Origin of the sequence: Gottfriedia acidiceleris (assembly GCF_036421055.1) — a bacterium.
GTDB classification, from domain to species: domain Bacteria; phylum Bacillota; class Bacilli; order Bacillales; family Bacillaceae_G; genus Gottfriedia; species Gottfriedia acidiceleris_C.
The window spans coordinates 418,671-434,412 of record NZ_JAZGQS010000001.1 but is presented as its reverse complement, the minus strand read 5'-3'; the positions used below and the strand labels follow the sequence as shown (position 1 = coordinate 434,412).

Annotated in this window: 12 protein-coding genes and 2 pseudogenes; 6 read left to right on the top strand and 8 right to left on the bottom strand. The window is 31.4% G+C overall.

Annotated elements, in window-relative coordinates; all coding sequences use genetic code 11:
- Nucleotides 1-390: 390 nt before the first annotated feature.
- Together acnA and RAH41_RS02040 are read right to left on the bottom strand one after the other, a co-directional pair.
- On the bottom strand, nt 391-3,117 hold the full coding sequence (gene acnA / locus RAH41_RS02045; protein ID WP_331220255.1) for an aconitate hydratase AcnA: 2,727 nt from the start codon (nt 3,115-3,117) through the stop codon (nt 391-393).
- Between the two features lie 908 nt (nt 3,118-4,025).
- A complete protein-coding gene (locus RAH41_RS02040) occupies nt 4,026-5,129 on the bottom strand; it encodes a spore germination protein (protein WP_331220253.1) in 1,104 nt (367 codons plus the stop codon).
- A 655-nt stretch (nt 5,130-5,784) separates the two neighbouring features.
- Between RAH41_RS02040 and RAH41_RS02035 the strand changes: the two genes are divergently transcribed.
- Together RAH41_RS02035 and RAH41_RS02030 are read left to right on the top strand one after the other, a co-directional pair.
- Nucleotides 5,785-6,240: a cell wall hydrolase gene (locus RAH41_RS02035; RefSeq protein ID WP_331220252.1), complete on the top strand. Its 456-nt coding sequence runs from the start codon at nt 5,785-5,787 to the stop codon at nt 6,238-6,240.
- Nucleotides 6,241-6,434: 194 nt separating this feature from the next.
- On the top strand, nt 6,435-7,889 hold the full coding sequence (locus RAH41_RS02030) for a flavin monoamine oxidase family protein (RefSeq protein ID WP_331220250.1): 1,455 nt from the start codon (nt 6,435-6,437) through the stop codon (nt 7,887-7,889).
- 359 nt (nt 7,890-8,248) lie between these two features.
- Here RAH41_RS02030 and RAH41_RS02025 read toward each other — a convergent pair whose 3' ends face one another.
- From RAH41_RS02025 to RAH41_RS02015, 3 genes are all read right to left on the bottom strand, one after another.
- Entirely contained in the window at nt 8,249-8,419 is a 171-nt protein-coding gene (locus tag RAH41_RS02025) for a hypothetical protein (RefSeq protein ID WP_331220249.1), read from the bottom strand.
- A 367-nt stretch (nt 8,420-8,786) separates the two neighbouring features.
- A complete protein-coding gene (locus tag RAH41_RS02020; RefSeq protein ID WP_331220248.1) occupies nt 8,787-9,425 on the bottom strand; it encodes a class I SAM-dependent methyltransferase in 639 nt (212 codons plus the stop codon).
- Nucleotides 9,426-9,846: 421 nt separating this feature from the next.
- Complete coding sequence (locus RAH41_RS02015) at nt 9,847-10,950, bottom strand: endospore germination permease (RefSeq protein WP_331220246.1); 1,104 nt, start codon at nt 10,948-10,950, stop codon at nt 9,847-9,849.
- A gap of 269 nt (nt 10,951-11,219) precedes the next feature.
- Here RAH41_RS02015 and RAH41_RS02010 point away from each other — a divergent pair, with 269 nt between their 5' ends.
- Nucleotides 11,220-12,404: a Ger(x)C family spore germination protein gene (locus tag RAH41_RS02010; protein WP_331220244.1), complete on the top strand. Its 1,185-nt coding sequence runs from the start codon at nt 11,220-11,222 to the stop codon at nt 12,402-12,404.
- A 372-nt stretch (nt 12,405-12,776) separates the two neighbouring features.
- Here the strand turns inward: RAH41_RS02010 and RAH41_RS22560 are convergent.
- Nucleotides 12,777-12,887 (bottom strand): annotated as a pseudogene (locus tag RAH41_RS22560) (peptidoglycan-binding domain-containing protein); the annotation flags it as partial.
- 108 nt (nt 12,888-12,995) lie between these two features.
- Nucleotides 12,996-13,385, bottom strand: a pseudogene (locus RAH41_RS02000) (M15 family metallopeptidase); the annotation flags it as partial.
- Nucleotides 13,386-13,817: 432 nt separating this feature from the next.
- Here RAH41_RS02000 and sspO point away from each other — a divergent pair.
- The 3 genes from sspO (at nt 13,818) to RAH41_RS01985 (ending at nt 14,966) form a co-directional block, all read left to right on the top strand.
- Complete coding sequence (gene sspO / locus RAH41_RS01995) at nt 13,818-13,964, top strand: small acid-soluble spore protein O (RefSeq protein WP_069032362.1); 147 nt, start codon at nt 13,818-13,820, stop codon at nt 13,962-13,964.
- A 674-nt stretch (nt 13,965-14,638) separates the two neighbouring features.
- On the top strand, nt 14,639-14,773 hold the full coding sequence (locus RAH41_RS01990; RefSeq protein ID WP_084006741.1) for a small acid-soluble spore protein P: 135 nt from the start codon (nt 14,639-14,641) through the stop codon (nt 14,771-14,773).
- Between the two features lie 34 nt (nt 14,774-14,807).
- Nucleotides 14,808-14,966, top strand: coding sequence for a YfhD family protein (locus tag RAH41_RS01985; RefSeq protein ID WP_331220240.1), 159 nt, complete (start codon nt 14,808-14,810; stop codon nt 14,964-14,966).
- Between the two features lie 60 nt (nt 14,967-15,026).
- On the opposite strand, the gene RAH41_RS01980 is transcribed toward RAH41_RS01985, so the two are convergent.
- Nucleotides 15,027-15,731: a DsbA family protein gene (locus RAH41_RS01980; protein ID WP_331220239.1), complete on the bottom strand. Its 705-nt coding sequence runs from the start codon at nt 15,729-15,731 to the stop codon at nt 15,027-15,029.
- Nucleotides 15,732-15,742: the final 11 nt, after the last annotated feature.

Sequence of the window (15,742 nt, the reverse complement as noted above, 5' to 3'; positions counted from 1 at the left end):
CTATTTAACCATAATAAATACAAAAGTGGAACAAGCTCGCATCTGTTCTTTGACAATCTCTCTCTGGATTATCCCTTAAATCCTTTTTTCAATTCAAAATATCTTAATATAGATCCACTTTAAATATATTTTTTACGAGAATGCCTTATTAATTCCTAAATTTTTTAACCATTTAGTCCATTTTCGTGTTAGGCTGATTGATTCTGTCTGATTACTTACTAATATTCGGATTTTAATTGTGATTTCTACAGATTTATTGGCGATTTCTGATTTTTATTTATGATTGCGATTTCTGGTTTTTATTTGCGACGACATCCTTTTAATTGCGATTTGCCACTAACCCAAAACACAAAAAACACGGCCCAATAAAGACCGTGTTTTCAATATTAATTAATGAGTTACTTTAGAATTATTTAATTTATCACGTAATACCATTTGTAAGATACCACCATGACGGTAGTAGTCGATTTCAACTTCGCTGTCAAAACGAGCAACTACATCAAATTCAACAGTTGTGCCGTCTTCTTTTGTTGCAGTTACTTTAACAAGATCACGTGGTTTAACATTCTCATCTACATTAACAGCAAATACTTCTTTACCTGTTAATCCAAATGTTTCAGCATTTTCACCATCTTTAAATTGAAGTGGTAAAACACCCATTAATACTAAGTTACTTCTGTGAATACGCTCGAAGCTTTCAGCAAGAACTGTTTTAATACCTAAAAGGTTTGTTCCTTTAGCAGCCCAGTCACGAGAACTTCCCATACCGTAGTCATTTCCAGCTAAGATCATTAATCCAGTACCATCTTCTTTATAACGCATTGCTGCATCATAAATTGACATTACTTCGCCAGTTGGCCAGTAAGTAGTGTATCCACCTTCTGTACCTGGAGCGATTTGGTTACGGATACGGATATTAGCAAATGTTCCACGCATCATTACATCGTGGTTACCACGACGAGAACCGTATGAGTTAAAGTCTACAGGTTTAACACCTTTACTTTGTAGGTAAAGACCTGCAGGAGTTGTTTTACCGATTGAACCAGCTGGTGAAATGTGGTCAGTTGTTACTGAATCACCGAATTTACCAACGATTTTTAAACCAGCTAATGGTTTAACTACGCCTGGCTCTTTTGATAATCCTTCAAAGAATGGAGGATTTGCGATATAAGTTGATTCGCTATCCCATTTGTATAATGAATCATCAGTTGTTTGAATTTCATTCCAACGTTTGTTATCTTCAAATACTCTTTCATATTCTTTTTTGAATAATTCAGGAGTAACTGTAGATGCAACTACTTCTTGTACTTCTGCAGATGTTGGCCAAATATCTTTTAAGAATACATCGTTTCCATCTTTATCTTGACCGATTGGTTCAACTGAAAAGTCGATATTTACATTACCTGCTAACGCGTAAGCAACTACTAATGGTGGTGATGCTAAGTAGTTACCTTTAACTTGAGGATGAATACGTCCTTCGAAGTTACGGTTACCAGAAAGTACAGATGTTACTAACATATCATTCTCAGCAATAGCTGCTTCCATTTCAGGAGCTAATGGACCTGAGTTACCGATACATGTAGTACATCCATAACCAACGATGTTAAATCCTAATTGATTTAAGAAAGGAATTAAGCCAGCTTCTTGTAAATATCCACTAACAACTTTAGATCCAGGAGCTAATGAAGTTTTTACATAAGCAGGTACTGTTAATCCTTTTTCAACAGCTTTTTTAGCTACTAAACCAGCACCTAACATAACGTATGGGTTTGAAGTATTTGTACAACTTGTGATTGCTGCAATTGCAACTGCACCAGTTTTAAATGTTGTTTCAGTACCATTTTCAAATTTAACAGTTACCTCTTTATCTAACGCTTCATCAGTTAAACCGAATCCTGCATTACCCATTGGAGCAGAAACTGCTTTTTTGAATGATTTTTTCATTTCAGATAAAGGAATTAAATCTTGTGGACGTTTTGGACCAGAAAGATTTGATTCAATTTCTGAAAGATTGATTTCTACTAAATCAGTAAATGTAGGATCTTCTAAATCGGCTGTATAGAATAAATCATTAGCTTTGCAGTATGCTTCTACTAATTGAATTTGCTCTTCAGAACGACCTGTTAAACGTAAATAGTTAAGTGCTTCAGCATCAACTGGGAAGAATCCACATGTTGCACCGTATTCAGGAGCCATGTTTGCAATTGTAGCACGGTCTGCTAAAGGCATGCTTTGTAAACCTGGTCCGAAGAACTCAACAAATTTATTTACTACACCTTTTTTACGTAAAACTTCAGTAACTTTTAATGCAACATCTGTTGCAGTTGTTCCACTTGGTAAAGCACCAGTTAATTTAACACCGATAACTTCTGGAACTGGGAAATATGATGGTTGACCAAGCATACCTGCTTCAGCTTCAATACCACCTACACCCCAACCTAATACACCAATACCATTAATCATAGTAGTATGTGAGTCAGTACCTACTAATGTATCAGGGAAAGCAACCACTTCACCATCTTCATTTGCAATTGCATGTACTACATTTGCTAAGTATTCTAAGTTAACTTGATGAACGATACCAGTTGCTGGTGGAACTGCACGATAGTTATTAAATGCTTTTTGAGCCCAGCTTAAGAATTGGTAACGCTCTTCGTTACGAGAAAATTCTAAATCCATATTGAATTCTAATGCATCCGCTGAACCAGCTTTATCAACCATTACAGAGTGGTCAATTACTAGATCTACTGGAATTTCTGGATTAATTACTTCAGGGTCTCCACCCATATCAGCCATTGCCTTACGTAATGAAGCTAAGTCAACTACAGCTGGAACACCTGTGAAGTCTTGTAAAATAACACGAGAAGGTTTAAACGGAACATCTACATCTTGTAGCTCGCTTGTTCCCCATTTTGCTAAATTTTCAACATGATCTTTTGTAATTACTCTTCCATCTACTTGACGAAGAACTGATTCTAGTAACACTTTAATCGAATAAGGTAATTTACCGATTTTAGCTACTCCAGCTTCCTCAATTGCTTTTAAGCGATAATAATGATAAGTTTTATCGTTCGCAGTAAATGTCGAACGAGATTGGAAAACGTCATTTTTCCCCATGTTTTCTTCCCCCTATTAAGCAAAAAATGTCTGAATATATTTTATATCCAAACTTTTCAATACCTTACAATAATATATTATTACAATGTATATCATAAGTAAATAACAAGTAACTTATCATTTGTAATAAGTATTGCTTATGACCTTTTAAATCAAATAGTTTATTTATAATATTTTGTTAAATTATATCACTGTTTATATCAATATAATTAATTTAAGTTATTAAAAGTTCGTGAACGAAATGTGAACAAGATGTGATTATTGTAGGTGTGAAACTATAAGATGTGTAAACAAAAAGAAGACTCCTAAATCTTACTAAGAGCCTATATTTTTATATTATTATTTCTACATTTAATCCGAAAACTATTCTTCCACCTCTTCCTATCTCTCAGTAGCAGTAGGACTAAAAGAAAAGAAACCATACTTTCACGCTGTTGAAAAACTACCTTGTCAATTCATTTTCAAATTTTCGTAAATGAGTAGGGTCATGTTGATTTCCATTACATGATGCTCGCTTTCTATGGGGCGAGATTCTTTGGCCTCCTCGGCTCCGCCTGTGGGGTATTTAGCCTTCCCGCTAATCCCATAGGAGTCCGAGCATCATCCGTTCCAATCAACTTATTCATCAAAAAATGTCTGCGATAAACCCTAATCAAATAGCCTTTACTTAGCGTAATCTAACTGTTTAATTTAGATTTGATGTTGTGTAGTTTAATCTATGTTCGGTATTAATTTCGATAAATCATTCCTATTGTTTTAATTGATGAAGTTGCTCAAATATTTAACATTTAAAACCATTTAAAACAATTAAAAGATCCTCCAAATGATGATAATTTCATCATTAATAAATGTTCAATTAATGTCCGTTTTCCCTATTGACGATTTTATATTTCAACACTCTGACTTTGTTATGATGTTGCTTTATACTTCTTCTTTTTTAATTTTAAGACAAGCAGAAGTAGCGGCGGTTGTATACCAAATAAAAAAAACGCAACATTGCCCATCGTTTCCCCAAGTTTAAATAGGTCATTCGTATTTTTCGGGGTCATGGAAATGATATAAATAACCGAAAGCAGGACAAACATAAATGGATGAATGTTTTTTTTAAAGAGTTGGGCACACCCCAAAGAAGCAGCGTAATGACTAACGTTAAAGCAAGTAAACATTTGCATAATCCACATTACAAGCAACAAAGACTCAAACCGTTCAAATAGCAGACCAGGCATATCAAAACTTCGCACGAGATCAATCGTTGGCCAAGTTTTGGTTACCACACCATCGACGGATAGTGCACCGATGACCATTACGATAGTTATCAGGTAAAAGATCAGTGGGATCAAAATTCCAACTAAAACAGCTTTTACTGCTTGGTTTGGCTGTTTCATAAACGCCATTATAATCAACAGGCTTTCAAAACCTATATATGAGAGAGCTGTTGTTTTGATTCCTTTTAGTACGGGCATGATCCCCAACCCCAGTACCGGGCGCAGATTATCCACTTCAAATATTTTAAGACTCATAAAAGCAACCACCAAAAAAACGGCGACCGTAATGGGGAGAATAATTTCAAACAAACGGGCAATCGAATTTATGCCGCCTATAATTAAATAGAGACCTATCCACATAAATGGCATCGCGATGGCCCAATATGGGGTACCTTCCAACAAAAATAAACTTGTTACTTCTACTAATGCACGGATATGAAATCCACCCATCATTATAAAATAACATACAAGGATTAGACTTAGTAATTTCCCCATCCATTTCCCTACAATTTCTTGGCTGTATTGATAAAAGGTTTTTCCTGGAAACCGTTGTCCTATTTTTACCATAATAACTCCTGCCACCATCGCAATCAGCCCGCCTAAAATTACAGTTAACCATGTATCTGGTGTTTTCACTTTCTCTGTAGCTGCTCGTGGCAAGGTCAGAATTCCCGTTCCAAGTATATAATTAATAATGATAACAACTACTTGTAATGTTGTAATACTGTCTTTGGGGCTAGTAATCATCGCAGGTCACTTCCTTAATTCACAATTCAGAATTACTACTTTCAGAAGGCTCATTACTTTTCAATTTTCCATATTTATTCTTATTAATGGTACAATTTTACATTTCCAAAAAAGAATAGAATTTATACATATTGAATTCATGTAAAGTTTACATAATAGCAAAGCTTCCAAGAGCATTACTTATTTTATTTCGAGTTTTTTTGTATAAAAACTCGTATAAAATTAAGAGAATTTAATGCTATTGCCAAGAAATGAAGTACTTACTATTCAGTTGTAAAATAAGTTTTCATTCCGAAATTTTTTTTATAAATTTCCTCCTATATATCTTCGAGTACATAAAGAGGTAAAGCACTAGAAAGGTAATGAGGGTAGACCTGTTATCTAAAAACTAGAAGGAGCCATGAGTGCTGATCGTGTGAAACGAGGTTATTATATACTTCTTTAGGATTTTCTAAGGATGAATTAGAGTATACTTCTAAAACAAATATCACTCTAATAGATGGAAATGAATTTAGACAAATAAACATTTAAATAAAATAAAAGGTTACACAAATATTCTTCCTCTTTGAACTATATACTTTAATACCAATGAAATTATTAAAATTGTAAAAAAATGAAGCTTGTTCAAGAAGAAGAATAAAAAGGTGGTTTTGCCATGGTTCGAATAAAATACAATGAAAATGATATTAATTTATTGGCAAGATTAATAAGAGCGGAAGCCGAAGCGGAAGGAAAAAGAGGTATGTTAGCAGTCGGGTGTGTTGTAATCAATCGAGCACTAGTTAGATGTTCGGATTTTAAAAATGTCAATACGGTTCGAGAAGTTATTTATCAATATCATGATGGCGATGCTTCATTTGATGCGATTCAATCGCCATATTTTTATCAAAAAGCGACTGAGCCTTATATTGGGCTTGCTAAACAATGTTTAGAAATCTGGCGAGATTATCCTGCAAAATATTCTCTTTGGTATTTCAATCCGCCAGGAGTGGAAAGTCAACCTTGTCCTAACTCATGGTATAATCAACCGTTTGCAGGAAAATGGAAGAATCATTGTTTTTATGAACCGACAGGACAAGAATGTGCAGAAATTTATGTTCAAGTGAAATAAAAATTGGATTCGAATTTCCTAAAAGAAGACATATCAGATTACCATTTAAATAATATATGTAGCTCACTTCGGTGGGCTATTTTTATTTTAGATTTAATAAATTTTTTTATTTAAATAATGAAAATTCTACTTCAACTTGTCGATGAATAATTTTAATAGACAATCTATTTATTCTACAGATGAGGTGGGATTCTTTGGTACAAGAAAAAATCTCGATGAATCAGATGGTAAGTATAATACAAAATGGATTATCTAAAACGAATTCTCCAAAACGAGTAGTAATTATTGGTGGAGGAATATCAGGGCTATTAAGTAGCTCACTTTTAAAAGAAGCTGGACACCAAGTTACAATTATTGAGGCAAATAGAAGAATTGGTGGACGAATTTACACAAGAAGAGAACCTTTTCTTGATTACGATTATGTTGACTTAGGTGCTATGCGTATCCCTTCAATTCATCATTTGACAATTGCACTAATAAATAAATTTAATTTACAAGTAAATGAATTTATTAATAGTACTCCAAATGATTTAATTTATCTTAATAATGTACTAACAAATCAAAAAACGTATGAATCAAATCCAGATATCTTGAAGTATTCTGTTCTCCCAAATGAAAAAGGAAAAACGGCAGTAGAGCTACTCTTATCTGCAATAGGTCCAGTGGTTGATTTTATAAACCAAGATCCAGATAAAAACTGGGACATCATTATTGATAAATACGATCAATATTCAATGGAAAATTTTTTGAAATACAATCCCGTAGGAAATTCTTTATCAACTGGTGCAATCGATATGATTAAAGCAATTGTAGGTTTGGAAGGTTTTCCAGAACTTGGATTTACAGCTATATTACGAGAAGTTATAGTACTTTTAACTCCGAATCTAAAACTTTATGAAATTACAGGAGGAACTGATCACCTTGTAAGAGCTTTTTTACCACAATTGAGGGACAATATTATACTGAACGAAAGGGTAACCAAAATTATACAAGGAGATTCCAATGTAACAATTCACACAGAGAATGAAATACTGACTAGACAGAATCAGTATGAATGTGACTATGTTATCTCTACAATCCCTTATTCTTTATTTAACTTTGTTGATATTTTCCCATACGAGTCTATATCTGATAAAAAATGGAAAGTTATTAGAGAATTGCATTATGCAGATTCAACGAAAATTGCTATTCAATTCAGAACAAAATTTTGGGAAAGGTTTGGCTTGTATGGTGGAAAGCTAACAACCGATTTACCTATCAAATTTTCTTATTTCCCTAGCCATGATATGGGTTTTAAAACGGGTATTATGATAGCAAGCTACACCTGGGAAGATGATGCTACCATTTGGGATCATATGAAAAATAATAAGCGTATTGATAAGGCATTAGCTAATCTATCAATGATTTTTGGTGACGTAGTTTATAAAGAATTTTTGGCAGGTTATTCTCAAAGTTGGACGCAATTTTCTTTTACAGGTGGAGCATTTGTGATGTATAAACCAAACCAACAAAGAGAACTTGGCCCTTTTATTAGCACACCTGAAGGCAGAATACATTTTGGAGGATCTCATGCATCCTCTACTCCTGGATGGATACAAGGGGCAATCGAATCAGCAATAAGAACTGCTAATGAAGTTAATAATTTATAAATTATATTCATAACTAACTATTTAATGGCTTAAGCTTAGTTAAACATCAACCGATTAATAGGTGGTCTTTTTTATTGATTTCTTATAGTTTGTAAATATTACATTTAATCGTTTTCCCCTTTTAAATATAAAAAAAGAGAATTCCTTTTCTGGAAGATTCTCTTTTTTTAATTTATATTTTGGGCAAAGGCAAACTATCTTTAAAAAAGAGAGAAACTCAGGTTAAGTTTCTCTATAAAAAATAGGTGATAAAATCAATTAAAGAGAATGTAATATCATTATATAAAAATTAATATCTTTTGTTTAGTTATCCGCCCTTTAATTTGGAAAATTTTGTAAAATAATTTATTGCAAAAAAATTATAAAAATAAAAAGCACATACTTTCGTAGACACTTGTAGTGTTAATATTTAACATTGCTCTCACATGAGAGTTAATTGACGCTGCTGCTGGATCAATTCGATCTGTAGATTTAGATATATCTAACATGATATTGTCCTTCGCTTCACTTCTAGTAACTGCATTTGCCATTGCAAAAGCAATACAGGACTATTATTAGTTCTAAGTTATCCTGTAAAATTGTTCTCTAAAATCGTTTTGTAGGACAATCGTTTTGTAGGACCACCTAGAGTAGCTATACCTGACTAATTTCGGCCATTATATAACCTTCTGCTTCTGTATCTTGCATGAAATGAGCCGCTTTCGGAGAATATGTACCCTCCATGTCAATTTATAACCAATCTTATTTAGCATTTATGAGTGATTCTCAGGAGAATAATAACCCGAAAATACCATAATTCGTTCGTTTTTAAATACAAAGGTTAACTCACCGCTTATTATACAAAAAGCTCAGACTTTATGCTCTGAGCTTTTCATATTTAGTTTTAATATTAGCGTCTTATAATGATAGATCATTGGTACTCACTTTATTTATAATAATCTTTCTGTACATCCCATCAAACATTATTGGAAAATCTTCTTTAATAAATAAATTATCTTTATTCTTTTCATACAATTTTTCAAAGTTAACTCCGATGTCAGTACCTAATAATTTTATTAATGGTCTAATTGCTTTTTTAAATGGCGAAAGTCCTTTATTTTTTGGTGCAAATTTATCAAAGATGATAATTTCTCCATTTGGTTTCAATACTCTCAACATCTCTTTAACACACTTATCTGCATCTGGAACAACCGATAAAATAAGACTCCCTATAACTTCATCAAAATAGGAATCACTAAAGCTCATGTCTTGAGCATCCATTATTAAAAATTTTATTGAAGAGTCTTTGAATTTTTCTTTTGCTTTCTTGAGCATATCATCCGAATAGTCTATAGATGTAATATCTAGTTCTTTATGATTAATCAGTTCCAAATCTGCACCAGTTCCTACACCAACAAATAGTATCTTTTGATTTTTCTTAAAGTTAGTTTTACTGAAAATCTCTTTCCTTGCATTGAGGAATTTCCCAGTGTTAAAAAAATTATCATATAAACGAGACCAAATTTTGTATATCAACTCATTCCAACGATTATTCATATTACACCCCATTTTTTTTCAATATGCATTATAACAACTAATTAAAGGGCCAGAACCTTCTTTAATTCCAAATAATATTTTACCACAAATTTCCATTTTTTTACAATTTGAATTTAAGTTTTATTATCATTGCTTTTAGCTTTTCGTTTAATGATTTATGTCATTTATGTCCAAATCAAAGAACACGAGGTCTATCCAAATTGATTACTACCAGTTCACTATTTTTACTAAAAATAAGACTCTGTTAAATTCAATTAATAATTTTTGATCAAAAGAAAAAGACCACAAAAATGTGGTCATAGCTATTTTTATTGCAGCATGGGTTAAATAAAGAATTTGTTTTATTAATAAAATGCGCTTCAACATGTTAAACGTTTTCCAATATTTTGCGTGCAATTTAAAATTCAAAAGAAATTTTCTTTTATAAGGCTGGATTTTTTAGTTTCCTTTTTATTAGCACTATGATTAGTAAACAAATTGGGATAATAACTTGTAGAGGTATTTGTAGTAAGTAGGGTATAACATCCCTTGCTTCATTACGTAATGCAAGAAAATTCGTAGTCATCCACATTGAACTAGCCAACATTATAACGGAAGTAGGATAAACTAATTGCTTACTTTCCTTAATGCCAAATAAATCTGCTGCTCCTGAAAACGCACAATAGAAATAGATCGTAATTTTAACGAAATAATTACATACTGAAATCACTATAATAAAGGTATCAAATCTTTGAACAAAATCAGCAATATTAATATAACTAACAGCTGAAAGAAGTGGATAGATAGTTCTTTCTATTTCAGAAATACCCAAAATAGAAGTATTTAACATTGAAAATAAAGTCAATATTAGCCCAGAAAATAGAAATGATGTTATTCCTACTTTTACTACTTTTTTTTGTTTATTTAAATATGGCAAAATCATAGTAAATGTAAATATCTCACCAAATGGATTTGCAACTAATATTGGAGTTGCCTTTAAGACTGGTTTCCAACCACTTTCTAATACAGGTCTTAAATTATTAATTTTGATTAAACCAGAAATAATTTCTAATCCAATAATGATAAAAATAAGAAACATTATACATAAAAAAATAAATTCATTCGAACGTGCAAATGTTTCAAATCCTTTATGACTTGCATAGATCACTAAAATCATCATTAATATTCCTATTGAAATACGTGATGAAGCATTGTAAAGAGTAATAACCATTAACTCCTCAAAATTACGCAAAACTCGTGCACCTATATAAATAAAATATAATATATAGATTAGAGCTAACAGTTTTCCAATGTATTTACCTAAAATAGTTTGTATATATTTTGTAAATGGTACATCAGGAAAAAATGAATATAACTTTATATATACAAGAAATAGTAGACAACCCACAGTAAGTGCTAATAATAAACTCATCCATGAATCCTGCTTGGCTATAGAGTATATTTCTACTGGTGGCGATGTACCATTAATAAACATAAAAATCATACATAATAATTGGAAACCACTTACTTTTAATTTACGATTCATTTTAGTACCTTCATTTAATAATTACTTCCTCATATTTTCTTTTAATACATGTTTATTTTTACCATTTAGAATCTAAATTATGATTTATATTACAAAATACCCTGTATTGATAATGGGTACATAGTATTTTATTGAGGCATATAAAAGTAGATAATATTTTGGAAAATGGTACATTAAATTACAAAAAAATAGAAAAATATATTATGTAGCATATAATTTTTTCTGAATTTGATTTTTAAAAACCAAAAGCCAAGATATTGGAGAATAAAATGATCAAAAAGAAATTAATCGTTTCATTTCTTATCGTAAGTATATTTTTAAGTGGTTGCTCTAACTATAAAGAATTAAATCAAATAGCGATTGTGGTCGCAATGGGGATCGACTACTTACCGAAAGAAAATAAATATCAAGTAACCATTCAAATTATGAATCCCAGTGCAATAGCTTCACAGACAAGTCCGCAAGGTATTCCAGTTATTGCATTAGAAGAAAAAGGTAGAACCATATCAGAAGCAGCACGAAACGTGTCAAAGAAAGGATCTCGAACAAATATTTATTCTCATGTTGCACTTGTTATAATAGGAGAAACATTAGCAAAAGAAAAATCACTAAATTATATTTTCGATGTATTTGAAAGAGATTCTAAAATTCGTGTAAATATTCCTGTTATTATTGCAAGAGATAAAAACGTAAATACAGTGATGAATAACATCGCATCACTTGATAAAATATCATCTAAATCAATTGTAGGAAAAATTAAAAATACCTCATCTCTTTTAGGTGAAAACCAAGAAACCTTAATGCGTGAGGTCATTTCTGCAATTTCTAGCAGTGGAAGAGAACCAGTTATAAATGGTGCAAGTTTAGAAAGAAAAACTAAAAAATCACAGACACTTGAAAATATGGAAACAGTCAAATCAAGTTACGATAAGATAAATGGCACTGGTATATTTAGAGATGGGAAATTAGTTGGTTGGTTAGATGGACCACAGGCAAAATCAATACAAATTATTGATAATCTAATCAAGGAAACGAATATACAAATACCATGCAATAAAAAAGAATATGATTCGATGGAGATTACTCGATTAAAATCAACGACTGAAATTAAAATGAAGGGTACTATTCCAATAATAAATATAAAAGTTAACTCAATAGGTCATATTGACGAAGTACTTTGTAATGACAATTTTGATAAGGCAATAACGCTCAATAAATATGAAAAATTAGCTGAAAATGTTATAAAACAAACAATCGAAGTAGGCATATCGGAAGTAAAAAAACTCGGTGGAGATGCATTTGGCTTTGGGGAAAAATTACACTTGACTAATCCTAAAATTTTTAAAAAATATGAAGGAAATTGGAATGATACATTTAAAAAGTCAAAAGTATCTGTGAATGTCGACGTTCAAATTAATAATGTGGGAATGAGAAAGAAACCTTACCCTTATTAGTAGACAAGTAATGGAAGAAATAAAATTAGTAAAAGCTCTCAAACAATATTGAGTGCTTCAGCAATTGAATTACGAAAACAACAACCCCGTATCCGAATAGGTTACAGGGCTTTTTTATTAAATTTATTATGATGCCTTTAGTTGATTGATTGTATTTTCTATAATGACTAGTTTTCCCTTACCGTTAAGTAAGCTGTTTAAAATTGGAATCTTTTTAATGAAAAATTTAAATGAATGCCAATATTGATATGGTTTGTTGTATATTAAAACAAACCCTGTACAATACTGATACAGGGTTTGAAGTAGTTTTCTTTTTTACGCAATATCACAATGGTATGTTAATTTTTATCTAAGCTAAATTTAGTAATGAGATTAGTCAAATAATTTTGCCCAAGTTTTTGGACCTACTTTACCATCGATTCTCAGGCCATTTTTCTTTTGAAAATTTCTTACTGCCCGATCAGTATTTTGCCCGAAAATACCGTCTGCGGTAATTCCTAATTCTTTTTGAACTAATTTAACACTATTCCCTTTTGAACCTGATTTTAAAACCGTTCCTGGATATACAGGAGGTTTAGCTTCCAATACTTTATCAGTACCATACCCTTTGTATTCAAATTGTAAATGTGGCTGATCTACAAACCCACTCCAGTCCCCACCCCATGTGAAGCCAATGGATTTAGCATATTGAATAGCCGATTTAAATGGTTCAATATCGTAAGAGTTCCACCCTTCTTTTCCATTTACAATTGGAACAAAGTCTAATGCTTGACCTACAAGATGATATGACTTTCTAGTTTGAGACTTACCATTATCAACTAATTCTTCTTGACGTTCTTTTGTTCGTGTCGTTTCGTAAATTAAAACGTTGATGTTGTTTTTTATACAATAATTGTACCATTTTAAAGCTGCTTGCTTTGTATTGGGAGCTAGCTTATTTATATTTGATAAATTTCTTTCGTGATAAGTTGGTTTTGTCATTTAAGATTTCTCCTTTTAAATAAATTTAAAAAGCCAACCTACATAGGAAGACTTATCCAGAAATAGCATCGCTTGCTTTCATTCTTAGGAACACTTCTAACCAAACCATCAAATCATACATAAGCCAATATATTCATAAAATTAAAAACGGTTTGAATAAATAGTCCAAAAGTTCTCGATTTTTTCTTCCAGACAAATCTTTAACCTTGTTCGTTTTTGAAATCTTGTTAAATCCAGTTCATTTCATACATAAAAAACACCTATTGGAAGGTACTGATATTGAACAATTTAAAATGAGGTTCTCATTATTTACCAACTGAATTTTTAGGGTACTAAAAAAAATATAGGAAAGAATATCGATTATAAAAGGCTTTTTCAAACCAATTCATTAAAAGTGTTTGCGAAAATAGCCTTATATAAGGAGGAATCATTATGTCTAGACGCAAAAATAATTCTGGTAGCGGAATGTCAGCTTCAATCGAGCAAGGAAAAGCTGCTGGTTTTAATGAAGAAACAGCACAAGAGCCACTTTCGGCCGATTATAAGCTAAACAATAAAAAGACGAAAAAAAGACAATAAAAAAATAGCAAGCAATTTGTACGAATTGCTTGCTATTTTTTATAATTTTTAATCATGATCATTACTCAAACTCATCTTTTCGCTTTCTTAAAATACCTTTGCTCACCGTCGATTGAGGCATTAAATAAATAATATCTCCTGTTCTTTTCGTATTACTATTAACATTACTTTTTCTTCGATTATAGTATAGGAAAAAATTAATTACATTTTTTTGTCTCTTATTATATTGAACTTTCTTGAACAAGAGATAGAGTACGATCACACCCGAATATATAAGACAAACTGTTAGTACTTGCATAATCAGTATCAGTCTCCTCTTTCATTTTGACTATTACTAGTATTGGTCAAATTACTTGTTTCATACATCAAAAGAGTCAGACAAACGAAAAAAATTAACTTTTACTCTATTAATTTCTCAGATTTAATTGTTGTTTGTCGTTTTTTATTATGAAAAATAATTTTCTCAACATTCAATTTTTCTAATTAATATAAGATAAATTAGATCATATGAATTACCTCCCTTTTATTAATTTATTTATATATATGGAAAAAGGTTATCGAAAATTATTAGAAAAAAATGATTAAAACGCTTTCAATTATAAATTAGTAAATATTTCATTTTGGCATATTTTTTCGCTTACAACTAAAGCTATTTGTAAAGGAAGGTGACAAGAATGACAAACAAATCGTCAAAAAGAAATAGCCCAATTGACCATGAAAGTGGACAACCAAAACCACTAAGCGGTTCTCATAAAGTTAAGAACCAAAATCATACAAGACAGAAAAAACATAGTCACCACGATATGTAATTTAAATGAATTAGTTATTATGGAGGGGTTTAATTTGCAAAAGAAGAAAAGTACTTACAATTCTAATATTAATAAGAATGTAAAGCCTGATGGACTTGATGTCGAGTATTCAGCAGAATTAGCAGATCATGATGATATAGAGGCACAAGAACGTTCAGCTCAAGCAGATGCACGAGTAAAGAAAAAAATGTAATTTGTTTTCTCAAACAAAGAAAGGTATGCGATTTTTCGCATACCTTTACTTAATTGATTTTTATTTGTTTATTTCAGCGTCAATTGCTGCTTTAATTGATTCTAAACTAGGGTTGTCCACTGCTTTACCATTCACAAAGATTGTAGGTGTACCGTTAACACCATAATGGTTAGCAATTGCTACATCGTTAGCAACTTGTTTCATTGCATCTTTTTTGTATAAATCTTTTTTAAATTGTTTTTCGTCTAAATTCGGAATAACAGATTTCGCTATACTTGCTAATTTATCAGGTGTAGCCCAAGTAGTTGTTTCATCTTCTTGTTTTAAATAGATTTGCTCTTGAAACTTCCAAAATGAATCTTTATGAGTTTTATAAACTACTTCTGAGGCAAGTGCAGCTAAATTTGAATCTTTCGATATAAACGGATAGTTTATAAATGAAAAATTGATTAAACCATTATCAATATAATCAGCTTTTAGTTGTGGAAAAACTACTTTATTCCATTGCGCACAAATTGGACATTTATAATCACCGAATTCAACTACTTCCACTTTTGCATCTTTATTGCTAAATGTTGGTTGATCTTTAGTGTCAAACCCATCAACTTTCACTTGATTTACCCCAGCAATTGTTGGATATACCTCTTCAGTCTTTTTATCTTGCAATTTAGAAACTAAAAATAATGCTCCAACTAATACCACTATTCCAACAAATACAGAAATAGCAAACGTTTGATTACTATTAGAATTTTTCTTTTTACTCATTAGTGCTATAT

What these genes read in the sequence shown, in the direction of transcription:
- acnA (WP_331220255.1), bottom strand. Translation starts at nt 3,117, where the DNA reads ATGGGGAAAAATGACGTTTTCCAATCTCGTTCGACATTTACTGCGAAC.
- RAH41_RS02040 (WP_331220253.1), bottom strand. Translation starts at nt 5,129, where the DNA reads ATGATTACTAGCCCCAAAGACAGTATTACAACATTACAAGTAGTTGTT.
- RAH41_RS02035 (WP_331220252.1), top strand. Translation starts at nt 5,785, where the DNA reads ATGGTTCGAATAAAATACAATGAAAATGATATTAATTTATTGGCAAGA.
- RAH41_RS02025 (WP_331220249.1), bottom strand. Translation starts at nt 8,419, where the DNA reads ATGGCAAATGCAGTTACTAGAAGTGAAGCGAAGGACAATATCATGTTA.
- RAH41_RS02020 (WP_331220248.1), bottom strand. Translation starts at nt 9,425, where the DNA reads ATGAATAATCGTTGGAATGAGTTGATATACAAAATTTGGTCTCGTTTA.
- RAH41_RS02015 (WP_331220246.1), bottom strand. Translation starts at nt 10,950, where the DNA reads ATGAATCGTAAATTAAAAGTAAGTGGTTTCCAATTATTATGTATGATT.
- RAH41_RS02010 (WP_331220244.1), top strand. Translation starts at nt 11,220, where the DNA reads ATGATCAAAAAGAAATTAATCGTTTCATTTCTTATCGTAAGTATATTT.
- sspO (WP_069032362.1), top strand. Translation starts at nt 13,818, where the DNA reads ATGTCTAGACGCAAAAATAATTCTGGTAGCGGAATGTCAGCTTCAATC.
- RAH41_RS01990 (WP_084006741.1), top strand. Translation starts at nt 14,639, where the DNA reads ATGACAAACAAATCGTCAAAAAGAAATAGCCCAATTGACCATGAAAGT.
- RAH41_RS01980 (WP_331220239.1), bottom strand. Translation starts at nt 15,731, where the DNA reads ATGAGTAAAAAGAAAAATTCTAATAGTAATCAAACGTTTGCTATTTCT.